The 24818-nt window shown below is 45.8% G+C and carries 23 protein-coding genes; 9 read left to right on the forward strand and 14 right to left on the reverse strand.

What is annotated here, in order from left to right:
• The first annotated feature begins 31 nt into the window (after positions 1-31).
• The 3 genes from D0X99_RS02540 to D0X99_RS02550 all read left to right on the forward strand — a co-directional run bounded on the left by D0X99_RS02540 (position 32) and on the right by D0X99_RS02550 (position 3661).
• Positions 32-1036 (forward strand): 4-hydroxyproline epimerase, encoded by a 1005-nt coding sequence (locus tag D0X99_RS02540; RefSeq protein WP_119476059.1) that lies wholly within the window; start codon positions 32-34, stop codon positions 1034-1036.
• Positions 1037-1189: 153 nt separating this feature from the next.
• Positions 1190-2215, forward strand: coding sequence for a hypothetical protein (locus D0X99_RS02545; RefSeq protein WP_158587668.1), 1026 nt, complete (start codon positions 1190-1192; stop codon positions 2213-2215).
• Between the two features lie 198 nt (positions 2216-2413).
• Positions 2414-3661, forward strand: coding sequence for an NAD(P)/FAD-dependent oxidoreductase (locus D0X99_RS02550; protein WP_119476061.1), 1248 nt, complete (start codon positions 2414-2416; stop codon positions 3659-3661).
• 73 nt (positions 3662-3734) lie between these two features.
• Here D0X99_RS02550 and D0X99_RS02555 read toward each other — a convergent pair whose 3' ends face one another.
• Positions 3735-4253, reverse strand: coding sequence for a DinB family protein (locus D0X99_RS02555; protein WP_233553631.1), 519 nt, complete (start codon positions 4251-4253; stop codon positions 3735-3737).
• An 88-nt stretch (positions 4254-4341) separates the two neighbouring features.
• On the opposite strand from D0X99_RS02555, the gene gldD reads away from it, so the two are divergent.
• Entirely contained in the window at positions 4342-4917 is a 576-nt protein-coding gene (gene gldD, locus D0X99_RS02560; RefSeq protein ID WP_119476062.1) for a gliding motility lipoprotein GldD, read from the forward strand.
• A 46-nt stretch (positions 4918-4963) separates the two neighbouring features.
• Here the strand turns inward: gldD and D0X99_RS02565 are convergent, their stop codons facing one another.
• Positions 4964-6739, reverse strand: coding sequence for a sodium:solute symporter family protein (locus D0X99_RS02565; protein WP_119476063.1), 1776 nt, complete (start codon positions 6737-6739; stop codon positions 4964-4966).
• A 78-nt stretch (positions 6740-6817) separates the two neighbouring features.
• Here D0X99_RS02565 and D0X99_RS02570 point away from each other — a divergent pair, with 78 nt between their 5' ends.
• Together D0X99_RS02570 and recG are read left to right on the forward strand one after the other, a co-directional pair.
• Complete coding sequence (locus D0X99_RS02570) at positions 6818-7975, forward strand: phosphotransferase enzyme family protein (RefSeq protein WP_119476064.1); 1158 nt, start codon at positions 6818-6820, stop codon at positions 7973-7975.
• 77 nt (positions 7976-8052) lie between these two features.
• Complete coding sequence (recG, locus tag D0X99_RS02575; protein WP_119476065.1) at positions 8053-10146, forward strand: ATP-dependent DNA helicase RecG; 2094 nt, start codon at positions 8053-8055, stop codon at positions 10144-10146.
• A 22-nt stretch (positions 10147-10168) separates the two neighbouring features.
• On the opposite strand, the gene D0X99_RS02580 is transcribed toward recG, so the two are convergent.
• The 5 genes from D0X99_RS02580 to pdhA all read right to left on the reverse strand — a co-directional run bounded on the left by D0X99_RS02580 (position 10169) and on the right by pdhA (position 14326).
• Positions 10169-10498, reverse strand: a complete 330-nt coding sequence (locus D0X99_RS02580; RefSeq protein WP_119476066.1) for a DUF6787 family protein — start codon at positions 10496-10498, stop codon at positions 10169-10171.
• A 73-nt stretch (positions 10499-10571) separates the two neighbouring features.
• Positions 10572-11891, reverse strand: a complete 1320-nt coding sequence (locus D0X99_RS02585; protein WP_119476067.1) for an aspartate kinase — start codon at positions 11889-11891, stop codon at positions 10572-10574.
• A gap of 31 nt (positions 11892-11922) precedes the next feature.
• Positions 11923-12399 carry a 6,7-dimethyl-8-ribityllumazine synthase gene (gene ribH, locus D0X99_RS02590; RefSeq protein WP_119476068.1) on the reverse strand — a complete coding sequence of 159 codons (477 nt, stop codon included), beginning with the start codon at positions 12397-12399 and terminating at the stop codon, positions 11923-11925.
• Between the two features lie 90 nt (positions 12400-12489).
• Positions 12490-13194: a tetratricopeptide repeat protein gene (locus D0X99_RS02595; protein WP_119476069.1), complete on the reverse strand. Its 705-nt coding sequence runs from the start codon at positions 13192-13194 to the stop codon at positions 12490-12492.
• Positions 13195-13306: 112 nt separating this feature from the next.
• Positions 13307-14326, reverse strand: coding sequence for a pyruvate dehydrogenase (acetyl-transferring) E1 component subunit alpha (gene pdhA, locus D0X99_RS02600; RefSeq protein WP_119476070.1), 1020 nt, complete (start codon positions 14324-14326; stop codon positions 13307-13309).
• Positions 14327-14416: 90 nt separating this feature from the next.
• Here pdhA and recF point away from each other — a divergent pair, with 90 nt between their 5' ends.
• Positions 14417-15517 (forward strand): DNA replication/repair protein RecF, encoded by a 1101-nt coding sequence (recF, locus tag D0X99_RS02605; protein ID WP_119476071.1) that lies wholly within the window; start codon positions 14417-14419, stop codon positions 15515-15517.
• Positions 15518-15541: 24 nt separating this feature from the next.
• Here the strand turns inward: recF and D0X99_RS02610 are convergent, their stop codons facing one another.
• Together D0X99_RS02610 and D0X99_RS02615 are read right to left on the reverse strand one after the other, a co-directional pair.
• Entirely contained in the window at positions 15542-16447 is a 906-nt protein-coding gene (locus D0X99_RS02610) for a nucleotidyltransferase family protein (RefSeq protein WP_119476072.1), read from the reverse strand.
• A gap of 206 nt (positions 16448-16653) precedes the next feature.
• Positions 16654-16839: a hypothetical protein gene (locus D0X99_RS02615; RefSeq protein WP_119476073.1), complete on the reverse strand. Its 186-nt coding sequence runs from the start codon at positions 16837-16839 to the stop codon at positions 16654-16656.
• 151 nt (positions 16840-16990) lie between these two features.
• On the opposite strand from D0X99_RS02615, the gene D0X99_RS02620 reads away from it, so the two are divergent.
• A complete protein-coding gene (locus D0X99_RS02620; protein WP_233553632.1) occupies positions 16991-18400 on the forward strand; it encodes a BatD family protein in 1410 nt (469 codons plus the stop codon).
• Positions 18400-19485: a chorismate synthase gene (gene aroC / locus D0X99_RS02625; protein WP_119476075.1), complete on the forward strand. Its 1086-nt coding sequence runs from the start codon at positions 18400-18402 to the stop codon at positions 19483-19485. Before D0X99_RS02620 ends, aroC begins: the two co-directional genes overlap by 1 nt.
• 43 nt (positions 19486-19528) lie before the next feature.
• Here aroC and D0X99_RS02630 read toward each other — a convergent pair whose 3' ends face one another.
• The 5 genes from D0X99_RS02630 to D0X99_RS02650 form a co-directional block, all read right to left on the reverse strand.
• The gene (locus tag D0X99_RS02630) at positions 19529-20584 is read right to left on the reverse strand and encodes an aminotransferase class V-fold PLP-dependent enzyme (protein WP_119476076.1); all 1056 of its coding nucleotides are present in this window, start codon (positions 20582-20584) and stop codon (positions 19529-19531) included.
• Positions 20581-21009, reverse strand: coding sequence for a type II 3-dehydroquinate dehydratase (aroQ, locus tag D0X99_RS02635; protein ID WP_119476077.1), 429 nt, complete (start codon positions 21007-21009; stop codon positions 20581-20583). The genes D0X99_RS02630 and aroQ overlap by 4 nt, the downstream gene beginning before the upstream one ends.
• Before the next feature lie 109 nt (positions 21010-21118).
• On the reverse strand, positions 21119-21769 hold the full coding sequence (locus D0X99_RS02640; RefSeq protein WP_119476078.1) for an outer membrane beta-barrel protein: 651 nt from the start codon (positions 21767-21769) through the stop codon (positions 21119-21121).
• Positions 21770-21801: 32 nt separating this feature from the next.
• The gene (locus D0X99_RS02645; protein ID WP_119476079.1) at positions 21802-24546 is read right to left on the reverse strand and encodes a TonB-dependent receptor; all 2745 of its coding nucleotides are present in this window, start codon (positions 24544-24546) and stop codon (positions 21802-21804) included.
• 82 nt (positions 24547-24628) lie between these two features.
• A complete protein-coding gene (locus D0X99_RS02650; RefSeq protein ID WP_119476080.1) occupies positions 24629-24817 on the reverse strand; it encodes a hypothetical protein in 189 nt (62 codons plus the stop codon).
• Position 24818 lies beyond the last annotated feature (1 nt).

The raw sequence follows: 24818 nt of genomic DNA on the forward strand, positions 1-24818 counted from the left end.
ATTTTAGAATCTTTTAATTTTCCAATTCCTAATGCCTTCAAGACATACCTTTAGTTGTATCGATGCGCACACCTGCGGCAATCCTGTCCGAGTTGTTTCCGGAGGTGTTCCTTTTCTAAAAGGAAATACCATGCTGGAAAAGCGCCAATACTTTCTGGAAAACTTGGATTGGATCAGGACCGGTTTGATGTTTGAGCCTCGAGGTCACGACATGATGTCCGGCTCTATGCTCTTTCCACCCCATGACCCGGAGAATGACTTTGCCGTCCTGTTCATAGAGACTTCCGGCTGTCTTCCCATGTGCGGTCACGGGACTATCGGCACCATCACCATTGCCATTGAGGAAGGGCTGATTCATCCCAAAACTCCGGGATTTCTGAGAATGGAGGCTCCGGCAGGATTGGTTTTGGTTGAATACAAGCAGGAAGGGAAAAAAGTAAAATCAGTCAAACTGACCAATGTCAAGAGTTTTCTGGCAGCGGAAGGGCTCGAGATTGAAACAGATGAACTTGGAAAGCTTACTGTCGATGTGGCTTATGGCGGGAATTTCTATTGCATTGTGGATCCTCAGGAGAATTTTCCTGGACTGGAACATTACAAAGCCGAACAACTGATCTCCATGGCTCGGGCACTTCGTCAGAAAATGAATGAGAAATACGATTTTGTCCATCCTGAACATGATCGAATCAGGGGCCTTTCGCATGTACTCTGGACGGGAAAAACGCTTGATCCAACCAGCACTGCACGAAATGCAGTATTCTATGGAGACAAGGCTATTGACCGCTCCCCCTGTGGCACCGGAACTTCGGCGAGAATGGCGCAATGGTTTGCCAAAGGCTGGCTAAAACCTGGGGATGAATTTATCCATGAGAGCTTCATCGGCTCCAAGTTTACCGGGCGAATTGAAGAAGTAACAAAAATAGCCGGTAAACCAGCCATTGTACCGAGTATCGAAGGATGGGCCAAAGTCTATGGCTACAATACCATCATACTGGACGATGAGGACCCGTATGTGCATGGATTCCAGGTGATATAATTCCGAAACGATTAGGCCTTCCTAATTTGAAAAAGGAGGGTGGGATTTCCGGCACATACTTTAAAAACCGTAAGCTGGAAAAAGAATATTCTTAAATTAAGTGAACCTTAATTTCCGACTTTTATGCAGGTAAATTTTTTAGTCAAAGGAATCTTGACCTTAGTACTTGTGGTCAGTCTTCTACCTCGCTCGGCTGCCTATCAAAAAGACAAGCTATTTGCTGACCAAGTGCCATTGGATATGGAAATGGATACTAACATCAAATTCCTGAAAAATTCGGAGTCAGACACCGTCTTTTTTTCCAGTTGGCTTAAATTCAAAGACTCTGCGGGCAATCCGGACTCCATCCCGGTGGACCTTAGAGCCAGGGGAAATTCCAGAAGGGCCCAATGCTTTTTTCCGCCGCTTTGGCTTAAAATCCCAAACGGAGAAGCCAAAAACACCATTTTCCAAGGAAACAGAAGCCTAAAGTTGGTACTTCCCTGTCAGGAAGGGGAGAATTACAATCATTTGGCTGTTAAGGAGTATGTCATCTACAAACTATATGAAGAGATCAGCCCTTACTATTTTAGGACCAGATTAGTCAATTTGACGCTGATAGATCGGCAAAACAAAAAAGCCAAGAGCTATTCATTAAATGCATTTGTCCTTGAGGATATAGACCAAGTGGCCAAAAATTATCAAGCCAAACAGAAAAAAACTGGCTTGGTCTTGCCTCACTTGATCAATGATACGCTTGCCCTGAGCCAGGATTTTTTTGCCTTTATGATCGGAAACACCGATTGGTCAAATACTACCCAACACAACGTTCGAATGTTGGATATCGGAAATGGCATGTATGTCCCAGTCGCTTATGATTTTGATTATTCCGGATTTGTCAATGCTCCTTATGCGTTGCCTTACGACTATCTCCCAATAAAAAACGTCACTGAAAGGCTTTACCGGGGAATCTGTAGAAATCCGGAACTTACTGAGTGGGTCAGGGCCTATTATCTTCAAAAGGAAACTCAACTCCTGAAAATCCTTGATGAAAACCGAATACACCTTTCCAATTCGGAATTTGATTCAGCTAGGGCATACCTTTCGGGGTTTTTCGATATCCTCAAAAATGATCTTGCCTTTCAATCCCAGATGATTGGATCCTGTCAGCAGTATGAAACGCCTGCTGCTAGAAAATAACAACGTTGTTTAAAAGTGGCAAACTTGTCAATTCTAGACGGATTCTGGTCAATTAAGGATAAATTAAGGTCATGTATCCGGAATAAATTCGAAGCGCTAATCCAGCCTGTTTTCCGGGGCCTTAGTGAATTTTCTTTTCACATTATACGTCCCATTTACAAAAGCTTGTCTGTCCAGGTTATTAGTTTTAACTAGTTTATGAAACCAACCCTTATCATCGGCGGCGGAATCGTCGGTTTATTTACCGCCTATTTTCTCAACAAAGAAGGCATCGAAGTCGAGGTCATTGACCAAACAGATATGCTTGACAATTGCTCCACAGGCAACGCCGGCATGATTACCCCAAGCCACATCATACCTTTGGCTGCTCCAGGGATGATCAGTAAAGGGATTGCTTGGATGTTTTCTTCGAAAAGCCCGTTTTACATCCATCCCAGACTGGATTTCAAGCTGGCGCAGTGGTGTTTACTTTTTTTCAAGGCTACATCCCAATCCCAGGTTAACAGAAGCATTCCTTACCTTAATCACCTGACCCTCTTCAGCAAAGCTTTGTATCAGGAGTTTGAAGCAGAACACCCTCTATCTTCGGTTCACCTTTCTCAAAAAGGCCTTATGATGGTCTATCAAACCGAGGCTGTAGAAAAAGAAGAAATTGAACTGGCACATCTAGCCAAAAAATATAAGCTGGAGGCAGAGGTGCTGAATGCCACTGACGTACAAAAACTCGAACCCAATCTGGAAGTGAAGGCTCGTGGTGCGGTCTATTTTCCAGGGGATTCCCATCTCGATCCAGGAGTGCTTTACAGCTACCTGAAGAAGAATTTGGCTTCAAAAGGAGTGAAATTTCATCCTAATACTCAGGTTTTGGGTTTTGATAAAACTCAAAACAACGTGAAGTCAGTATTGACCGATAAAGGAAAAATCGAAGCCGGAAAAGTCATCCTTTGTGGCGGTGCCTGGACCGCAGAACTGGCGAAAATGCTAAGCTTCTCCCTGCCTCTGATGGGAGGTAAAGGATACAGCTTCATCCAGGACAATACTCCTGCAATTCAGATTCCAACCATCTTAACTGAGCGAAAGGTGGCAGTCAGTCCTTATGGGAATTTTGTTCGGTTTGGTGGAACCTTGGAGATCGCCGGCACGAATCAAAACGTCAACCTCAACCGGGTCAAAGGAATATTCGAATCCATCAATCAGTATTACCCAACATTCAAGGCCAAGTTCCCCGAAGAAGATCAGATCTGGAAAGGACTCAGACCATGTTCCCCAGATGGATTGCCTTACATCGGAATGGCTCCCGGCTATGAAAACGTGCTTGTCGGTGCTGGTCATGCCATGCTTGGACTGACTATGGCTCCCGCCACAGGTCGCCTGCTTACCGAGTTGCACCAGCAAAAGGAGACTTCTTTGGAAATGAAGGGATTTGAAGTGGGTAGGTTTGATTGAAAATCAAAAAGAAAAAATAAAGCTAAAATGGCCTTGGAATTACCAAGGCCATTTTGTTTTTCAGGAATGGATATCAAAATCCCACAAAAGCCGGAGGCTCCACACCATTGGCCCGCAAGTAGGCAATGGCCGAACCCCGATGATGTGTACTGTGATCCATCAGCACCGCCATCACCTGTCTTCGGGAAACATAGTTCCCAAAAACATCCAGTTTTTCGGCCGCATCCGCATCGCTCAAGGCCTTCATGGTAGCCGTCCCATAATCGTAGCAGTTCGCCACATAGCTTGCAAGCGCTGCGCGATCAGCTGTTTTGAGGTCAAGGGTTGGAACTGCCTCAGCCCCTTTGAGGTAATTTTTGGAAATCCCTGCAATGGAAGTAGCGATGTGGTGAATCTGTTCCTTGAAGGACATAGCCCCGGGATCAGTTTTGTAGTCCATCCCGGAGTCAGGCATTTTAGCCAGTACATCCAGGGTAAATTTCTTGCTGTTTTCCCATTTGCTCAGGAATTCCTCTTTGGTGGTCTGGGCATGGGAATAAGCTCCGAAAAGCATTAGGACCGCAGAAAAAGTAGCGGCAAGGGTCAATTTCATGGTCTTCATCATAGCTTGTAAAATTTGGTGGAAAGTTAAAGTTCCTCTATTCCCGACTCAATTCAAATGGAAAACCTAATTTTGACCTATGAAGAAAATTTCGGCTATTTTGATTCTGGCAATTGGGCTAACTTCCTGTGAGCAAACTTGGTTACCCAAACCACCGGGATATAATCGAATAGATCTTCCTCCACATACCTACCAACCACTGTCAGAAGGATACCCGTATCTCTTTGAGTTTTCCAAGGCCAGTACCGTGGAGCCTGATTCTTTTAATCTCGCAGAAAAAGCCTGGATCAATCTGAATTATGGAGATCTTGGGGCTAAGATTCACCTCACCTATAAGCGGATTGACGGTAAGAGCGTGGATTTTAAAACCCTTTCCAACGATGCGTTCAAGCTCACGGCAAAGCATCAAGTCAAAGCTTACGGAATTGAAGAAGGTATTTTACTTACCCCAAATGGATATACGGCAGTGGTAGCGGAACTGACGGGGGAGGTGCCAACCCAATTCCAATTTTTTGTGACGGACTCAACTACTCACTTCCTTCGGGGAGCCTTGTATTTCAACACGGCTGTAAAAAATGACTCTCTTGCTCCGGTCATTGAATACATCAAAATTGATATGACACACCTGATGAATTCGGTGAAGTTTAAAGAATAATAAAAAAGCCCGAGAAATCAGGCTTTTTTAGTCATGTCAGCTTGGATCAATGAAGGTTTTTCCAGGACTTGATGATAATGCCTCCACCGACCAAAGCGATAATGGCAGCAATAAATCCAGGCACCATATTTCCATAAATGAAGAATCCGGTCGAGAAAAGAGCGGCATAAACCATGAAGGTTCCGACAATCATCAATCCGATTTCTTTACCCAATTGACCTTTTTCTTCTTTCTCAGCTGGATATCTGTCCAGCAGTTTTTTCCACCCATAGGATGCCGGAGTTACTTTTCGATAGAACGAAAGTAAAACCTCGTCTTTCTCGGGTTGAGTCATGAAAGTCACAATCAGCCAGCCGATGGTGGTAATGGATACCGAATACACCAACTTCATGTAGGACTCATCAGCAGGAATATCGATCCAACCCATTTTTGGATTGAGCACTTCAAAGAAAATCGCCACTGCAAAAGAGATTGCCATTGCAGAAATCTCGGTATAGGCATTGATTCTCCACCAAAACCAGCGCAAAATAAAGATCAACCCTGTACCCGCGCCGATTTGAAGCAGGATATTAAATGCATCTAGGGCTGATGAAAGTGCCAAAGCCAAAACGGCTGAAAGCGCCATCAATACAACTGTTGATATTCTTCCCACAGCCACCAATTGTTTATCTGTGGCCTCAGGTTTTACAAATCGAAGGTAAAAGTCATTCACAACATAGCTCGATCCCCAATTGAGGTGGGTAGAGAGGGTAGACATCACCGCAGCGATCAGGGATGCTAGGACGATTCCAATCATGCCGGTAGGTAGGAAGGACAACATGGCTGGATAGGCCAAATCATCGCCCAACTTGTCCACAGGAATATGTGGGAAAGCTGTTTGCAAATCCGAAATATTCGGGAAAACTACCAGAGAAGCTAGGGCGACAATGATCCATGGCCAAGGTCTCAGTGCATAATGCGCGATATTAAAAAATAAGGTGGCACCGATTGCATTTTTTTCATCTTTGGCCGAAAGCATACGCTGCGCGATGTACCCTCCTCCTCCTGGCTCAGCACCAGGATACCAAGTCGCCCACCATTGGATCGCAATGGGCAGGATGAAAATCGGAATGTATACGTTTGGATCGGAGAAATCCGGCATGAAGTTCAGTTTGCTTGCCACTTCCTCGTGTGCAAGAAGATTGCTCAACGATCCGATTTCGGGAAGGTCAAGCACGTAATATGCTGCACCAAAGGAGCCAATCATAGCAATGAAAAACTGGAAGAAGTCAGTCAGCAAAACGCCCTTCAATCCACCAAGAGAACTGTAAATCACCGTCACAATAGAAGCGATCAGGAGTGTTTGGACAGGAGAAAGGCCTAGCATAACGCCTCCGATTTTTATTGCGGCCAGAGAAACTGTCGCCATAATCACCACATTGAAAAACACTCCGAGGTAAATGGCTCGGAAAGCTCTAAGGAATGCTGCCCCCTTGCCAGAGTAGCGCATTTCATAAAATTCCAAGTCGGTCGTGGCCTCTGATCTTCTCCAGAGTTTTGCATAGACAAACACAGTCAGCATTCCGGTAAGGAGGAAGGCCCACCAGGCCCAGTTACCTGCCACACCGTTTTTGCGGACCATATCCGTCACCAAGTTAGGCGTATCAGCGGAGAAAGTGGTCGCCACCATGGATACGCCCAAGAGCCACCACGGCATATTTCTACCTGAAAGAAAAAACTCTTTCGCAGATGTCCCTGCCTCTTTTGCAGAAAACAAACCGATCCATAGCGAGATAATAAAGAAGGCTGCAATAATGCCCCAATCTAATATGGTTACATTCATAGTTTTGGGTTTAAACTGGCGGACAATTAACAAAAATTTTTTCTAAACAGAGAAAGTCTTTTTTAATTTTTTTGAAAAATGAATCGCAAAATTGATCTTTTGCCCGATTTATACTTTTGGAAAATCAAAAACCGCAAAAATTCTTTTCTTCCCTATTTTCGCAGCATGTTTTCTCAACTCGCCTCTGCAATTTCAACTGCCTATCCGCTATTGGAAAATCAACCTCTGGAAATCACTCCATTCGGTGAAGGATTGATTCATGAAACCCTTTTGGTCACCAATGGATCTAAAAAGTGGATTCTCCAGGGATTTAATGAAGCGGTCTTCAATTATCCTTCCCGGATTGATCATAATCTTGGTATGCTATACCATTTGGCAAAAAGTCAACCGCTTCCTTTTCAGTTACCCTTGCCGATTCTTAATTCCCGCCAAAACCGACTGACCGAATTGGAAGGAAAAAAGTATCGGCTTTTTGATTTTGTAAAAGGTAAAACGCTTCAACAAATTGAAAATCCCCGGCAGGCTTTAATCGCTGCCAAAGCCTATGGAGAATTTGCTTCCTGGGCCATAGAAATCGATGCAAAGGAAATGGAAGAAACCATTCTCAACTTTCACCGACTGGATCTTCGATATCAAAAACTCAAAGAGGTCAGTCTGGGAAAGAATAATCTTTCTGTGGAGGAAAAGGAGATTCTGGACTTCTACCTGAATCAATCCCCTCTGATCGATTGGTATTTGAAACAGCTAAATCAGCTACCCCTGAGAGTTACTCATAATGACACTAAGATCAACAACCTGATTTTTTCCGAAAATCTGGAGCAAGTGGAGGCCCTGATCGATTTGGATACGCTGATGGGTGGCTATCTGATGTATGATTTTGGAGATTTGGTAAGGACGGTGGCCTGTAGTCTGCCGGAGACTTCCATCCAATGGTCGGAAATTCGATTCATTCCGGAAATTTTTGAACAGCTGCTCAAAGGATATTGGGAAGGGGTAAAGGCAATCACAACTCTGGAAGAAGCCAAGTCACTGCTTTTTGGAGGGGAAATCATGACCCTGATCATGGGGCTTCGGTTTTTTACAGACCATTTGCAAGGAAACATCTACTATAGGGTCAGCTATCCCGAGCAGAACTTTCACCGAGCCAAAAACCAGATGATTTTCCTCCAAGACCAACAGAGAAACAGGAAAAAGCTATTGGAGATATGGGAAACCGTGACCGAACTCAAGTACTAAAAACCTACAATTGATTCCCAAACATTGGGTTTTCATCAGCCCGGGGCTTAATTTGCTCTCTCCCAAAATCAGCTCACTTGTCAGGCATTTTTGATACCCGCATCGAGTACCTCAAAGGCGTCGGCCCGCAAAAGGCAGAACTGCTCAACAAAGAGCTGAATATTTTTACCTATGGGGATATGCTCCAACATTATCCCTTCCGGTACGAGGACCGCACGAAGTTTTTCAAAATTCGGGAACTCACGGACGAACTCGAAAATGTGCAAGTCATAGCCCGAATCAAAAGTGTAGAACTGATCGGCAATGGCAACAAAAAACGGTTGGTCGCGCACGTTTTTGACGATACAGGGGAGATGGAAATGACCTGGTTCAAAGGCATTCAATGGGTGCAAAAGAAGTTGCCTGTAGGAGCGGCGCTTATTTTCTTTGGAAAGCCAGCCCAATATGGCCGAAAATGGAGCATTGCCCATCCTGAACTTGAGCCCGTTACAGCTGCAAACGAAACCCGAAACAATTTCCAGCCGGTTTATTCCACCACTGAAAAATTGCGGGCAAAATATCTGGACTCGAAAGGCATCTCCAAAATTCTGGAAGCCCTTTTACCGCAGGTCTTTCCGCATATCCCCGAAACACTTTCCCCTGAAATCCTGCACCAATATCAACTGATCGGCAAACAGGAAGCGATCCGGCAAATCCATTTTCCCAGCGCCCCGGAGCTATTACACCGAGCCAGAAAGCGGTTGAAGTTTGAGGAGTTTTTCTACCTCCAACTTCGACTGCTGATGATGAAGGTGACCCGGACTGAAAAATCCCGCGGTCAAGTCCTGTCCAGCACGGAGTTGCTGACAGATTTTTACAAAAACCATATTCCCTTCGAGCTGACCAATGCCCAGAAACGGGTGATTCGGGAAGCCTTTGGAGACATGAAGTCAGGGAAACAAATGAACCGGCTGATCCAGGGAGATGTCGGAAGCGGAAAAACCATGGTTGCGTTTATCTGCATGCTGATTGCGATCAGCTCAGGAGCACAAGCCTGTCTGATGGCCCCGACTGAAATTTTAGCAAACCAGCACTTTGAGGGTCTGAAGTATTTTGCAGATATGATGGGGTTGAAAATTGCCCTACTCACCGGTTCCACCAAAAAATCGGAGCGAAAAGTCATTCATGAGGAGCTGCTTAGTGGGGAATTGAAAATCCTGATTGGAACCCATGCGCTTTTGGAGGATGTAGTGCAATTCAAAAATCTTGGATTGGCCATCGTGGATGAGCAGCATCGATTTGGAGTGGCGCAGCGAGCCAAGCTTTGGGCCAAAAACGAGGAATTCATTCCGCACGTGCTCGTGATGACGGCGACACCTATTCCTCGAACACTTGCAATGACACTCTATGGAGATCTGGACGTATCGGTTATCGACGAATTGCCAGCAGGAAGAAAGCCTATCCAGACGGTTCACCGATACGACAAGGATCGACTGAAAGTCTTTGGATTCATTAACGAGGAAGTCAAAAAAGGCAGACAGGTCTACATTGTTTATCCTCTGATCGAGGAGTCCGAAACCATGGATTTAAAGAATCTCATGGATGGCTATGAAAGCATCGCAAGGGCTTTTCCGCAGTATCCACTCAGCATTGTGCACGGGGGAATGAAATCGGATGCGAAAGACTATGAAATGCAGCGATTCATCAAAGGGGAGACCAAGATTATGGTGGCCACCACGGTCATCGAGGTTGGCGTCAATGTGCCCAATGCCTCAGTGATGATCATAGAAAATGCCGAGCGATTTGGCCTTTCACAGCTCCACCAACTTCGTGGGAGGGTAGGTCGTGGAGCGGAGCAAAGCTACTGCGTGCTGATGAGCAAAGTGGAACTCTCCAAAGACTCCAAAGTTCGGCTGGAAACGATGGTACGGACCAATGATGGGTTTGAGATAGCAGATGTAGATCTGAGATTGAGAGGTCCCGGCGACTTGATGGGAACCCAACAGAGTGGTATAACGGATTTGTTGATTGCCGACCTGAGCAAAGACGCTCCGATTTTGACTTTGGCAAGGGATGCAGCCCAGCAGCTCTTGTCGAACGATCCTAACTTGAGCCAACCCGATAATGTGCCGATCCTTCGTCAGGTCAGGCTACAAAAAAAGACAGCGGTGAATTGGAGCCGGATTAGCTGATTTTGAAAACCGGATTTCGGATTTATTTTTTCCTTTTGAAAACTCCAGTAATTCTTCCGAAAATCTGCTTCTCCTTTTCCCAGAAAAACTTAAACTGGCCAAAAATAGCACCATAGATCAGCAGAAAAATCTGATAGAGTGGAAGTACCAAAAGCAGATATAAAACTGTGTTCACAAATCCCTGTCCTCCTCCCCGCTCGATGCCAAAGAAGTTCAAAATGGGATTTTTTATAAACAAGATCGTGAATCCGGTGCAGGCAAATACCACCAAAACCATCACCACTTGAAAAAGACTTTCAAGCTTCCACTTGGTCTGAAGTCGTTGAAGAAATCCGGGCTTTTCGGTTTGCATGGGATAAAATTAGGAATAAAAGAAAAGCCACCGATGAAGCGATTTAAATCGATTCATCAGTGGCCACTAGGTTTTACCAGGTAAAGACCCCTTCATTCAGACTCTTCAAGGCCTGAACTTTGTATTGTGCGTCTACTAATATGGAAACGTTGTGCTTGCTTCCTCCGAAGGACACCATCCGCACTGGAATATCCACCAAAGAATCCAAGACAGACTGAAGCGCTCCTTTGGTCTCGGCAACTTTATTCCCCACCACGCAAATGATCGCCTGATTTTGATCCACTTCGACTGTCCCAAAAGACTGAAGCTCAGAAATGATCTGATCCATGTGGCTTAAGTCGTCGATAGTCACCGAAACCGCCACTTCCGAAGTAGTGATCATATCGATCGGAGTTTTATACTTTTCAAACACCTCGAAAATCCTTCTTAAAAAGCCGTAAGCCAACAGCATTCGACTGGATTTGATCTTGATTGCTGTGATGCCGTCTTTGGCAGCAATGGCTTTTACTCCGGTAGTCTCCACCTCAGCTTTGATCAAGGTGCCGTGAGCGGTAGGCTCCATGGTGTTCAACAGTTTCACCGGAACATTGTATAACTGTGCCGGCCAAATGGAAGCTGGATGGAGAATCTTGGCACCGAAGTAGGCCAACTCAGCCGCCTCATCAAAGGACATCTCTGCGATCGGACGGGTACGGTCTACGATGCGGGGATCATTGTTGTGCATGCCATCGATATCGGTCCAGATCTCACACACGGATGCCTGGATTGCCGCAGCCACCAGAGAAGCCGTGTAATCGCTCCCTCCCCGCTTCAGGTTATCGACCTCATTTCGGTGGTTTTTGCAGATATATCCTTGGGTAATGAATAGTCTTCCTTCCGGATGCTTGGCTAGAATTGCCTTCAGCTTTTCGGAGATTTTGCCCAATTCCGGCTCGGAGTTTTCATCAATGCTCATGAAATCCAATGCAGGAAGAAATACCGCCGGGATTTCCAGTTCTTCCAAAAGAGTATAAAAAAGCTTGGTAGAAAGGAGTTCTCCCTGTGCAAGGATATCCCGATTGATGGCTTCGTTGAATGAAATTTTCAGCAGTATGTTCAGAAATTCAAAGTGCTCTCTGATAATTTCTTCTGCTTTGGCTTGTCCAACGGCTGTTTTCAAAAGTGCAGGATAGAAAGCCAAGTAATGCGCATGAAGGGTGTCAATCCGCTCTTTTGCCAGAGTTTTATTGCCGGCAGCCAAAGCCTCCCCAATGCCAACAAGAGCGTTGGTTGTGCCGGAAAGTGCAGAAAGTACCACAATGGTAGGCTCCTCACCACGGGTAATCAGATCTTTGACCTGATGCATTCGCTCGGGACGGCCCACGGAGGTACCGCCGAATTTCATGATTTTCATAAGTAAACTAGAGTCTGTATAGGTTTGAGAATTAAAATCCGAGCATTTTGATGGCGGTGATAGCTGCCTCATCGCCTTTGTTGCCATGCTTTCCCCCTGCTCGATCCATCGCCTGTTTTTGGTTGTTTGGGGTCAAAACACCAAAAATAACCGGCTTGTTGTATTTCAGGCTGACATTGGTAATCCCATGAGCTACTGCATCACAGATAAAGTCGAAATGACGGGTTTCTCCCTGGATTACGCATCCCAGGCAAAGTACAGCGTCGATGCTTTCGTCCTGAGCCATCCACTGTGCACCGAGAGAAAGCTCAAAGGAGCCGGGAACGTTTTTGCGAATGATGTTTTCCTTTTTTGCTCCGTGCTGAACCAGGGTCTGATATGCTCCGGAAAAAAGTGCTTCAGTTACCTCCTCGTTCCACTCAGAAACGACAATGGCGAATTTTTTGGAACTGATATCCTGAATGTTTTTTGAGCTGTGCTCGCTGAGGCTTTTTAGTGCGGTTGCCATGAAATTCTTCTTTTTGAAAATGGGATTAAAACAAAAAAGAGTAAGACCCGGGGCCTTACTCTTCTAATTTATGCGGTACACACACCAGCATTACTTAGCGGCAAGGCCTTCTAAGCGAGCTTTGTGTTTTCGTGCTGCAGCGTATTCGAATGACTCGTAGTATTTCTCCTCGATTTCAGTGTAGGTAGCAATCGCATCTTCCACCTTACCGGATTCTTCCTGCGCTACGGCAAGCTTCGCCAAATACTTTGGAGTAGTGTATTTATTCTCGTTGGTGCGAGCGGCTTTCGTGTAATTTGAAATAGCCTCATCGATGTTTCCAAGCTCCAAGTTTGCATCGCCAATCAAAGAATATGCTTTGGACTGGACCAAGTAATCATCCGAAGAGAAATCTTCTAAATGAGTCAATGCATTTTGGAAATCCTTCTGAGAAAGGTAAATGGAACCGATGTAGAAATGTGCCAAGTTGGCGGCATCAGTTCTCGGATAATCTTCCACGATAGTTAAAAAGCCCTTGTTGATGCCATCTCCGTTCAGAGCGAAGTCGATGCTGTCCTGCTCGTAGAAATAAACAGCCTGGAACATTTCGGCCTGAGCCTTCTCGTTTTGGTTTTGGTTGTTGATTTGGAAGAAGAGAATTCCACCGATCAGAATAACGGCCGCCGCCAACACTCCGCCAAGTATTTTACTGTTTTTCTTCAAAAAAGCCTCACCGCTACCGATTCGCTGAGCGAGTACTTCCGGGTTTTCCAGAACATCGTTGGGGGATACTTTTTTAGTTTGCTTTGTTGCCATGATACTCAAATTTCGGTCGCAAATATACGGTTTTTATCAAATACACAAGTCCAAACAAAAAAGCCATGAAATCAGAAAGACTTCATGGCTTTCAAGGGATTTGAACTGATTTTTATTCCATTACAAAGGGATAATCCTCCTGAACATAGACGTCCTTGAAGGCATCCATACCATCAGGCCAAGGAGACTCTTCGGCAAATTTCACCGCATCATCCACCTGCTTTTTCACCTTCTTATTGATGGCGTCGATTTCTTCTTCAGTAAGGATGTTGTTCTCTTTTATGGTGGCCAACACCTGCTCGATTGGATCGCGCTGCTTGTATTCTTCAACTTCTTCCTTGGTGCGGTACTTTTGAGGATCTGACATAGAGTGTCCTTTGTATCGGTAGGTTCTGAATTCGAGCAAAGTCGGTCCATCACCTCTTCGGGCACGGTCAGCAGCCTCAGACACTGCTTCATGAATTGCTTCCACGTTCATTCCGTCTACAGGGAACGAAGGCATGTCATACGCTTCACCGATTTGATAGAGCTCGGTCACATTTGATGTACGTGCCACGGAAGTACCCATCGCATACCCGTTGTTTTCAATCACAAAAATCACCGGCACTTTGTAAAGCATAGCTAAGTTGAATGCCTCATGGACAGCTCCCTGACGGACAGCTCCATCACCCATGTAGCAGATAGCAAGGTTTTTTGTACCCAAATATTTTTCTGCAAAGCCAAGACCCAATCCCATCGGAACCTGAGCTCCTACGATTCCGTGTCCGCCTACAAAATTTCGTTCTTTATCGAAAATGTGCATGGATCCACCTTTTCCTTTGGTGGTTCCAGTTGCCTTGCCATACAATTCAGCCATCACTGCGCCTGGGTCAGTTCCCAAGCCTAGTGGGTGAGCATGACAACGGTATGCAGTGATCCACTTATCGTCTTTGGTCAATGCACTGATAGAACCGGAAGCACAAGCTTCCTGTCCAATGTATAAGTGACAAAATCCGCGGATTTTTTGCTGACCATAAAGCTGTCCGGCTTTCTCCTCAAATCTTCTCATCAGGAGCATGCTTTCATACCAAAAGCTGTAGGTCTCCTTCGAATATTTTACCTTAGACTTAGCCGCTGCAGGTTTCTTTGCCATATCGTAATGATCAAAATATGCTATTTTAGGCCCCAAATATAGCAATCCCGACCTAAAAATCAGGACACCGCTAAAATAATTCCCGTCCGCATGTTTCTCGAGGCCATCGACCTGATCCAGTTTAAAAATCACCTCAAGACACAGCTTGTTTTTAGCCCGCAAATCAACTGTATCACCGGATTGAATGGCAGCGGCAAGACCAATATTCTGGATGCCATCCATTATTTGTCCCTGACAAAGAGCGCGGTACAGAGCAGCGATTCCCTGAATATTTCCCATGGACAGGATTTTTTTTCAATCAAGGGTAAGTTTGAGATCGGGGGGAAACCACTTGAAGTTCGATGCACGTTCGAATCGGGGAAGAAGAAACTGATCTATCAAAACGGCAAAGCCCTGGACAAAACGAGCGAACACGTGGGGATGATTCCGCTCGTTCTGATCGCACCCGATGATACAGAACTCATTAAAGGAGGAAGCGAAGGGCGAAGGAAATTTTTTGACGGGCTGATCTCCCAATTGGATCATCCATACCTGGATCAGCTAATCCGCTATCATCACTTTCTCAAACAGCGCAATGCCCTGCTGAAACAATTTGCAGACACGGGCCGAAGAGACCTGACCCTATTGGGAAGCTACGATCAGGAACTGATCCGGCTGAGTGTTTTTTTGGCTAAAAGAAGGGCTAAACTTCTGCAGGAATTCGCACCGCTGCTTCAATCCCACTATTCGGAGATATCCCAAGGTCGGGAAAAAGTCTCCGTCAGCTATGAAACGGAGGCCTTGAGATCGGATTTTGGAGAATACTTTCTAAGTCTGCGTCAAAAGGATCTGGTCACCAAAAACAGCAACGCCGGAATCCATAAGGACGATTTCGAATTCCAGATCGGGGAGCATTCCATCCGGAAAATCGGCAGTCAGGGTCAGCAAAAGTCCTATATTATCGCGTTGAAGCTGGCGCAGTTTCAGATTTTCGAAAAAGCCAAAGGCGAAAAACCCCTTCTGTTGCTCGATGATATCTTTGACAAGTTGGATGATGAGCGCATTGCCAAGCTGATGGATTTGGTTTCCCGGGGGACTTTTGGGCAGATCTTCCTGACCGATGCCAGACCGGAGCGGTCAAAAGGCATTTTGGGAGCTTTGGATGCGGAAGTGCTCTTTTTTGATTTGGAAAAGGGTGAGTTAAAAAAGTAAAAAAGAGGCCGAAGCCTCTTTCCTTTATTTCCACAAATCTGCTGGATATTCCCCTGTATCATGAAGTTTTTTCAGGGCTTCGATTACGACTGGGCGATCCTCGGTGTAGGTTACCCCAAACCAGGTTTTCCCACCCGGCAGGATTTCGAAAGCCGCCTTTCCTGCCTTGATCAGGTTATTGGCTACGGTCGGGATATAGAACTCTGATTTCAGATTGTTCAAATTTGCAGGAAGGAATTCATTCCACATCTGCTCAATGTCTCCGAAAACCTCCTGGTGGAATCCCCAAAAATTCATGCTGACAGGCGTATTCTCAGCAATCTCCAACACTTCCCCTTCACCGCGGCTGACGATTTTATCTCCTTCTCTGGCAATGGAAGTCCGCTCGGTCATCCCGATCAGCTGGCCTTTTTCGTTGGTTTCGCAGACTCCTCGGCTTACGGTTCCGTTTTCAGAAAGCACGTTTTGAATTGCATAGCCTACCATGGCATGCAGGTCAGGACGGACATCCGTGGAAAGGAATTTACCCAAAACCTCAAACGCTTCTTTCCCATAAAAATCATCCGCATTGATCACCGCGAAGGGCTCTTGGATGGCATCTTTGGCACAAAGCACCGCATGTGCAGTACCAAAGGGCTTCACCCGATCGGCCTGCTTCAATTCGGCAGGTACAAAGCTGTCCAGGGACTGAATCACCCAATCCACTTCGATTTTTCCTTCCAGCTTGGGGAGAAATTTTTCCTTTGCGACGTCCAAAATCTCCTGGCGAACAATAAACACCACCTTGCCAAAACCGGCACGGATGGCATCAAAGATGGAATACTCTAAAATGGTTTCGCCACTTGGGCCGAAACCGTCAATCTGCTTGTTTCCTCCATAGCGGCTGCCCATTCCGGCTGCCAAAACGAGGAGTGTTGGTTTGTTAGTCATTTTCAGCTATTAAAAAACGCTTGCAAAATTAGTCTATTAAACGAGGCGGACAAATCAGGGAAAGTGGAGGACCAAAATCAACCCATTTGCTGGTTATGTACCAAGTCTTCGAATTTCGGGCATGCTACTCCATTAGCAAAAAAGCCTTTTCAACAAAAAGCCCCGAAAAGTAATTTCGGGGCCAGTGTTCTTGAAGGTATTTAGTACTAAGCTGGTTTAAAGTAACGGTTGAGAATGGGCTGATGACTCATGCCAAACATTTGATAGCACCAATCTCTAAACTCTTCGATTTCCGCCGGCATCAAATACCGAAGTCCTTTTTTCAATTCCCGCTCAAACAAATACGTGCTAAAGCTGACTTTTTGCAAAATGGTCTTCACATATTCTATCATGACTGCTTGGATTTGGGTTTATTAACTGATTTTAAGGTTCCATACGAAGTCTTTTCCACATATGTTACGTTATTTTGGAGGCCCATAGAAGAGAATAATCCCTATTTTCGCATCCATGATCAAAACGGCGTTTCGTCTAGCTTTCGTATGTATGTCCTTCCTATTTGTGAATTTTTCACAAGCGCAGGAAGTGCAGATTGAATTGGGGCCGGATGAAATCGGACTCAACGAGACCTTCACGATCAAAGTCACCCTGTCCAATGACAAAATCAAATCCTACGACCAGTTTCCGGAGATTCAGGGTTTTCAAAAGCAGGGAATCTCCCAATCCTCGTCCATGAATATCATCAATGGACAGATGAGCAGCTCCAACAGTATCATTCAGTATTACAAGCCGACACGAAAAGGCCAATTTACCCTCGGCAACTTCTCAGTTTTGATCAATGGAGAATCCTTCTCCTCTCCGGGGAAAAAAATCACCGTAGGCGATGCGGTAAGTACGCAGGGATTAGGAGGAAATGCAGCAGACCCTTTTGCGGATTTCTTTGGAAGGAATGCGGAAGAACCCGAATATGTGGAATTGGACGACGATGCTTTTTTCTCTGTTTCGGTGGACAAAAAGGAGATTTTTGCCGGGGAAGGATTCAACCTGAACCTTGCTTTTTACATGTCTGAGCAGAATCAGGCGCCTTTTCAGTTTTATGAACCGGGAAAGCAGTTGGATGCTGTCCTTAAGAAACTCAAACCCAACAATGCCTGGGAAGAAAACTTCAACATTACCAACATCGAACCAGAAGTAGTGGAAATCAACGGAAAGCGATGGATTCGGTACAAAGTTTATGAAGCTTCATTTTTCCCATTTTCTGAAGGGACCATTGAGATCCCACGAGTTCCTTGGGAAATGATCAAATACAAAGTGGCCAAAAATCCCACGTTTTTCGGAGCAAACCGTCAGGAGGACTTCAAGACATTTTATTCCAATCCCCAAACCATCACTGTAAAACCGCTACCTCCGCACCCGCTCAAAAATGAAGTCAGTGTAGGTGTTTTTCAGCTGAGAGAAAATATCAGTACACTCGAAGTGGAGACCGGTCAGGGATTTGATTACAACTTTGGAATCAATGGAGTCGGAAACATCAATTCGGTATCCGCTCCCAAAAGAATGCCCGGAGCAAACCTGAATACGTTTGACCCGAATGTACGTCAGCAAATCAACCGGGGCTATGGGCGAGTTTCAGGCATCAAAGAATTCAATTACTTTATCACAATCAATGAAGCGGGTGAATACGAGTTGGATGATCACTTCAATTGGATTTATTTCGATCCGGTGCGGGCAGTCTATGACACGCTGATGCCTCAGGCAAAAATTGTTGTCTCCGGCGAAAGCAAAGTAAATGAGGCTTTATCGGGTCAAAGACTGGGTGGAATCTATGACAAGATCGATACGGAAAGTAATCAATTTGCCAACGAGCAATACAAATACTATTTCATGACTGCCATCAACCTGCTCCTTCTCGGGGCAGTGGCGCTGCTGGCGGTCCTCATAATCAAGAAGAAATAATGGGAAATTCATTCGGCAGGCTTTTCAGGCTCACGACCTTTGGTGAATCACACGGAAAAGCACTTGGAGCGATCGTGGAAGGTTGTCCTGCAGGTCTGGAACTGGACGAAGAACAAATCCGGCTGGAAATGCAACGCAGAAAACCTGGACAATCCAAAATCACTACGCAACGCAAAGAGGAGGACGAAATCGAAATCCTGTCCGGCGTTTTTGAAGGAAAAACCACCGGCACTCCAATTGGTATCGTAATTCAAAACTCAGATCAGAAAAGCAAGGATTACTCCCACATTGCGGACAAGTTTCGCCCTTCACATGCCGATTACACCTATTTTGAAAAATACGGCATCCGGGATTATCGAGGAGGTGGGCGGTCAAGTGCACGTGAGACTGCCGCACGGGTTGCTGGAGGAGCTATTGCCAAGCAGTTTCTAGCTGCCAAAGGAGTGAAAATCCAGGCTTTTGTCTCCCAAGTGGGTGACTTGGCGTTGGAAAAACCCTATCATGAGTTGAACCTGGATGTGGCGGAAGAAAATATCGTCCGCTGTCCTGACCCGGAAACTGCCGAAAAAATGATCGCACTGATCGATTCGGTTCGCTTGGACCGTGATACCATCGGTGGCGTGGTGACCTGCGTCATCAAAAATACCCCTCCCGGCTTAGGTGAACCCGTCTTTGACCGGCTTCATGCCGAACTGGGTAAGGCTATGCTCAGCATCAATGCTGTGAAAGGGTTCGAATATGGAAGTGGATTTGAGGGTGTGAAAATGCGGGGATCCCAGCACAACGATACCTTTGTTAAGGAAGGTGAAAAAGTACATACCCTGACCAACCATTCCGGTGGAATTCAGGGAGGAATCAGCAACGGAGAAGACATCTACTTCCGAGTGGCTTTCAAACCAGTTGCCACGATCATGCAGGATCAGGAATCCCTCAATGAGGCAGGGGAAACCGTCACCGTGAGCGGAAAAGGACGCCATGATCCCTGCGTTGTTCCCCGGGCAGTACCGATTGTGGAAGCAATGGCAGCTTTGGTCATCGCAGATTTTCTTCTGCTGTCCAAGACCAATAAACTTTCGGAGATTTAAGTTGGAATAAAATTAAAAATGCCCGGTCAGCCGGGCATTTTTCTTAGTAGTTTTTCAGAAACTCAATCAGCCGATCAAATTCTGCATCCGTAATCGCCGGGAAATTGGCAATCCGGAAACTCGTCGGTTTGAGTGGGCCATAGCCACTTCCAAGCTGCATGCCTTCTTTTTCTGCGGCTTTTTTCACAGCCGAAATCAATTCTTCATTTCCTGCAACAGCCATGACCGTTGAGCTTCGAGTCTGGTCATTGTCCACCAGCATCCTAAACTTGGAAGTCTGGGCAATACAGTTTTCAAGCTTTCTCATTCTGGATCGAATTCTGGCATCCACGTGCTGAATCTCCTGCATGTCCTTCAGCACCCGATTGAGCAGGTAGATCCCAAACACATTCGGGGTGTAATGCGTCTGATACCCGGCAGCATTTTCCAGGATAAAACTCAGGCTGTTGTATCTTCCTTTTTCGCCTTTTCGTTCGGCTTTTTCGATGGCTTTGGGAGATACGATCAATATTCCCAAACCCGCTGGAAGACCGAAGCACTTCTGAACTGAAGCGTACCAAATATCTGCCAAACTGAAATCGAGCTCAATTCCCGCCATGGAAGAGGTCGTGTCCACGGCAATCATTTTCTCCGGATATTTTCTTCCGATTTCGGTGATGACCGACATCGGCACCTGAGAGGCATTGGCTGTCTCATTTTGGGTCACGGCGATCAGGTCAAATCCTTCTCCGATTTCCAGATTTGGCACATCCACTGACTGATTGGCTTCGATTTTCAAAGCAGCAGAGGCAGGAATGATGTGTTTGGCGTATTCAAACCATTTTTTACCAAAGGAGCCGGAATAAATATGATAGCTGGCTTTTTCCACAATGGATTGGGAGATGATCTCCCAGCTTTCCGTAGCAGATGAAGTAAACAAAAGTTTGTAATTATCCGGCATGTGGAGCTTTTCTCGCATCAACTGCTCAGTCTCCTGATAGAGATGCATGAAGGCGTTGCTTCGGTGATTTGCGCTGAGGATTCCCTGATTGTAGGCATCCTGCATGTATTTTGGAAGGGCGTCGTAAACTTTGGATGGCCCGGGAGCAAAAGTGATCATAAGTCTGGGGAGTTGAGAAAATACATGACACCGAGTTCATAGCCTTTCAGGCCTAAGCCTGAAATCATTCCGACGCAGGATTTGGAAATGATGCTTTTGTGACGGAATTCTTCCCGCTTGTAAATGTTGGAAATGTGAACTTCCAAAACTGGGGTAGTCACGCCTGATATGGCATCCGAAATGGCCACGGAAGTGTGTGTGTAGCCTCCTGCATTGAGCAAAATGGCATCGTAATCAAAGCCTACTTCATGGATTTTGGAAATCAACTCTCCTTCTACATTGCTTTGAAAATAGTGGAGTTCTACCTGTGGAAAGCGTTTTTGCAAATGCTCAAAGAAATCCTCGAAAGTCTCACTTCCGTAGATTTCGGGCTCCCGCTTTCCGAGTAAATTGAGGTTGGGTCCGTTGATAATTTGAATTTTCAAGGTAAAATAGGTTTAGGTTCCGAAGTGGAATTTCAAAGGTAAATGTTAGCAAGTCAATGCCAAAGGGTTAATTCCCAAATGCGAAGATGAATTCAAAGGGGATTGGGTACTACTCTTTTCGCTCTTTTATGCGGAAAAGATAGGCCAGGGTAAACTCGATATTGGTGGATCTCATATCAAAAACCCGATCCTGGGATTCCGGGTTGGTGAAATCATAAGCAAATCGGGCCTCTGCTGAAAGAGTACTTTTCCCAAAAAGCTTGGAAATTCCCGCACCGGCTGTGATGCCGTACATAAACTTGTTCGGATTATCGGCTGCTCCACCATAAGTCGGCAATTCAGGGGGAGTTGCTCCCGAGTATTCTCGGGTGAGATCCTCTGCTTTGACCAGATATCCCAAATGAGGCCCGGCTTTAATCTGAAACCGCCCGGATCTTCCAGCAAAAAAACTGGCTAAAAAAGGCACTTTCAGGTAGGTGAGTTCGCTGTGGTTCAATTCCCCTTCTCCGTTAAACTGGCGAAATCCCAACGTTATCTGTTGAATGTTGAGTTCGACGCCGGCATTTTTTGAGTTAAAATACTCCACCACGAATGCAAAAGTCGGGGCTCCGATTCCATCCACATTGGTACTCCGATTCGATGCAGTAGGCTGGTAACTGTAAGAAGAGGTGGCATATCCTCCTCTGATTCCGACACTCAGCTGTGCATATACACTGACCGGTAAAACGAATAGGAACAGAAAGACAAGGGATTTTTGCATGGCCAAAAATAAAGGAAATAGGCTTACCTGTCTTACTTCTGATTGAGGATAAACGTACCCGAGATGATTTCTCCGTCGATACTCAATCCTCTCACCTCAACCACCACCGGTCCTTCCGAATCGTTGGTAAAGAATGAAAAGGTCACAGTCCCTTTTTCATCAGCAACCATAAACGGATTCCAGTAAAGTGTCTGTCGATCGTCCTTCTCCACCACTTCGGATTCCTGCTCGTAATCGACCGGGATAAAGCTACCTGTTGGCTGGTATCCCTGCACGAGGTATTCTTTAATTCCCGGAATATCCCCCGTTCCCATTTCCAGGTTGTCTTTTAGGTAGACGGCGATGATGCCGTTTCGTCCCTGATCTCCCAGCATGGGGGCCATTCGGGTGACCACCTCTACTCGGTCGATGTCGAAGGGATTGATGCTGCGCAGATTATCTGCCGCATTGGAACCGGCGCCTCCATTCATGATCGATTCATTGACCATCACAATAGGCTCCATCGATCCTCTGGATGAGATTGCTCCTCCTCTGATTCGAATCTGTTGCTGTCCTGTGGCTCCGACCAGGGTCACCTGCATGCCCGGTACTTTTCCTGACAAACTAGTGACCAAATCGGCATTAACTCCTGTTTTGGTCAGGTCTTCTCCCTTGACCACAAAATCAGGATTTCCGTAGATCGCTTTTTTTTCATCAGGATTTGGCTTTTCTATTGGTTCTTCTTCTGGCTCCATGAGCTCTTTGATCCTCAGTGGGTTAGCCAGAGTAATGAGCTTTGGAAAATAAGCCTCCATAGGTAGGGCCACGGGAGCTTTCAAGGGTGTGGTCAGGTCGATTTTTAAGGGCTTCCCTTTTTTGTCCGAGGCGGAAAATGCCAGTTTCATCGGACCATAAAACTCCATATTGTCCAAACTGAATGTCCCGTCGCTTGCAGATTCCAGTTCAATCATTCCTTGAAAATTATTCACAAAAGCTGTCACCGGTGCCGATGCCCCTTTTCCTTTATCATCCAGGACTGTTCCGGAGAGCGAGAGACTTTTTTCAATAGGAAAGGAAAAACGATCCAAACCAAGATTTTCAGGGACCGTCTGTAAATCAAGGGCTTTTCCCATTTCCAGGGTCCTTTTCACCGGAACGATCTGTCGGGCATCCCATACCCCCACCGAAAGTGTAGCCGGAACTGCCTGACCTTTAGAACCACTGACTTTCATGGTGACGGTCACTTTTTCCCGACGACCAAATTGCTCTGGATCTGCCTGAATAGTGGCTCCGGTGTTTTCCCACGAGGTGACGGTCTCCTCCGGGGCAACCCGCTTATAAGGGTCAAGGATACTCAGTGGCAGGAGAAAATAGTGATTTGGCCCATAGTTTCGCATCCAGTTGGTATAGGCACGGATGAAATACTTTTCTCCTGAAAGTGTATCCGGCAGGTAAAAATCCCCCACTACAATTCCATCCCGAATCTGGAATTTTTTCTCAATGACAAAATCCCGATCACCTGAGATCAATTCAAGATGCATCACTTTGCTCAACTCATCTCTTAAATAGGGATTGCCGTAGACAAAATACCCTTTGAAAAAAACCTGATCTCCTGCATAGTAATAGGGTTTATCGGTATGGAGGTAGACTTTTTCCTGATAGTTTTTGGCAGTTTTGGCCAAGTCCATCAATTGGATCGCCTTCTCCGCATTGTAGTCCAAGGGGAGCAGATTGGAAATCCGCTTGCGGTCCATATCCCCTGAAAAGACCAGCTTTTCAGGATTGAGCACCATGCCATTGGCCCGAACCCTGACTTGCCCTCCTTCCACTTCCAACCAGGAAATGGGATAGGGTGCATCCCGGTAGGTATTGGCTTGGGCAAAGCCCTTCTGATAGTGAATCTCAATCCGGCCCTTCATCGAGATCAAAAACTGCCCTGGTGCAGGAGCAGGCTTCACTAGACTGTCCACTTTGTAGGGGACCACAGACTTGCCCAGTTCATTGGCAAAAATATCCGAGCGCATGTTTCGGGATGCAGAGCCTCCTGCCTTGTCTCCGTAAAGGTAAAATCCCTCCCGCTCCTGAGTACCTCTCAGAATCGAGCGAAACATATTCATTGGAGATTTCCGATAGACCTCGGCGCGATTTTTCTCCCAAATAGACTTTTGTGCTTCGGATTCGGGTTTTAGCTCTTCAAATCTTGCCGCGCCCACAATCCGGTAATTGGTCGGAGAGTCAAAAAACTCCTTGAGGTTAAAGGTAATTTTATAGCCTAGGTAGCGGTTTTCGATCTCGATCGGTAGCGCTGCTGATGCTACAAAGGCCCCTTTTTCAGTGGGTGTAGGGAAATCAATCACCCAGGGATTGAGTAGCTGGGTTTGGCTTGCTGCCTCATCGATTCCCAAAAATAGGTTTTCGAATTTCCGAAGTTCCCGCTCCCAGTTTTTATCCCTTGAGGCCTTGATCTCGACATCGGACAGTTCCTGCGCAAAGGGCTTCATGCTCAGGTTGAGGGTGAGCGTGCCTCCGGGATTGATGGTTACGGTTTTGGTCTGTGCCTCGTAGCCCAAAAAGGAAAACCCGATTTCCACAGGACCCGGAGTCAGGCCGGAAAGCACGAATTTGCCATCCATGTCAGTGACTGTGGAGATGGTGGTATTGTTAATGAATACACTGCAAAACGGAAGTGTTTCACCGGTTTCGGAGTCTTTGACAATTCCGGTGATGGTGCCGGACTGGGCAAAAAGTCCCATTGAAAATACCAGAAAACTAAAAATCAAAAGCAGCGATTGTTTCATTGGTCCGTCAAATTGAGATCAAGTATATTAAAAAAGCCCCGATCAGGAGCTTTTAGTTTTATTTTTTAACATTCGAAGAGGATCAACCTTGCTTGTTTTGATCATCCCGATCTTTCAGTTTTTTATCCTCTACATTTTTGTTGAGAAACTCATTGATCTTGTCAATCGGAAAACTGGAGGAAATCTCTCCAAAGGAATTGATTTCCATCTTGAAGCCTTTGAGTTCTTCATGAACCCGGGGCTCTTCTTCTTTTTTCTTTTTCTTGGTCATG

It is taken from the genome of Algoriphagus lacus (genome assembly GCF_003583985.1).
GTDB lineage: Bacteria > Bacteroidota > Bacteroidia > Cytophagales > Cyclobacteriaceae > Algoriphagus > Algoriphagus lacus.

Excerpts from the sequence above, each read along its gene's own strand:
- D0X99_RS02540 (WP_119476059.1), top strand. The coding sequence starts at position 32 with ATGCCTTCAAGACATACCTTTAGTTGTATCGATGCGCACACCTGCGGC.
- D0X99_RS02550 (WP_119476061.1), top strand. The coding sequence starts at position 2,414 with ATGAAACCAACCCTTATCATCGGCGGCGGAATCGTCGGTTTATTTACC.
- D0X99_RS02555 (WP_233553631.1), bottom strand. The coding sequence starts at position 4,253 with ATGAAATTGACCCTTGCCGCTACTTTTTCTGCGGTCCTAATGCTTTTC.
- gldD (WP_119476062.1), top strand. The coding sequence starts at position 4,342 with ATGAAGAAAATTTCGGCTATTTTGATTCTGGCAATTGGGCTAACTTCC.
- D0X99_RS02565 (WP_119476063.1), bottom strand. The coding sequence starts at position 6,739 with ATGAATGTAACCATATTAGATTGGGGCATTATTGCAGCCTTCTTTATT.
- D0X99_RS02570 (WP_119476064.1), top strand. The coding sequence starts at position 6,818 with ATGAATCGCAAAATTGATCTTTTGCCCGATTTATACTTTTGGAAAATC.
- D0X99_RS02580 (WP_119476066.1), bottom strand. The coding sequence starts at position 10,498 with ATGCAAACCGAAAAGCCCGGATTTCTTCAACGACTTCAGACCAAGTGG.
- D0X99_RS02585 (WP_119476067.1), bottom strand. The coding sequence starts at position 11,891 with ATGAAAATCATGAAATTCGGCGGTACCTCCGTGGGCCGTCCCGAGCGA.
- ribH (WP_119476068.1), bottom strand. The coding sequence starts at position 12,399 with ATGGCAACCGCACTAAAAAGCCTCAGCGAGCACAGCTCAAAAAACATT.
- D0X99_RS02595 (WP_119476069.1), bottom strand. The coding sequence starts at position 13,194 with ATGGCAACAAAGCAAACTAAAAAAGTATCCCCCAACGATGTTCTGGAA.
- pdhA (WP_119476070.1), bottom strand. The coding sequence starts at position 14,326 with ATGGCAAAGAAACCTGCAGCGGCTAAGTCTAAGGTAAAATATTCGAAG.
- recF (WP_119476071.1), top strand. The coding sequence starts at position 14,417 with ATGTTTCTCGAGGCCATCGACCTGATCCAGTTTAAAAATCACCTCAAG.
- D0X99_RS02610 (WP_119476072.1), bottom strand. The coding sequence starts at position 16,447 with ATGACTAACAAACCAACACTCCTCGTTTTGGCAGCCGGAATGGGCAGC.
- D0X99_RS02615 (WP_119476073.1), bottom strand. The coding sequence starts at position 16,839 with ATGATAGAATATGTGAAGACCATTTTGCAAAAAGTCAGCTTTAGCACG.
- D0X99_RS02620 (WP_233553632.1), top strand. The coding sequence starts at position 16,991 with ATGTCCTTCCTATTTGTGAATTTTTCACAAGCGCAGGAAGTGCAGATT.
- aroC (WP_119476075.1), top strand. The coding sequence starts at position 18,400 with ATGGGAAATTCATTCGGCAGGCTTTTCAGGCTCACGACCTTTGGTGAA.
- D0X99_RS02630 (WP_119476076.1), bottom strand. The coding sequence starts at position 20,584 with ATGATCACTTTTGCTCCCGGGCCATCCAAAGTTTACGACGCCCTTCCA.
- D0X99_RS02640 (WP_119476078.1), bottom strand. The coding sequence starts at position 21,769 with ATGCAAAAATCCCTTGTCTTTCTGTTCCTATTCGTTTTACCGGTCAGT.
- D0X99_RS02645 (WP_119476079.1), bottom strand. The coding sequence starts at position 24,546 with ATGAAACAATCGCTGCTTTTGATTTTTAGTTTTCTGGTATTTTCAATG.
- D0X99_RS02650 (WP_119476080.1), bottom strand. The coding sequence starts at position 24,817 with ATGACCAAGAAAAAGAAAAAAGAAGAAGAGCCCCGGGTTCATGAAGAA.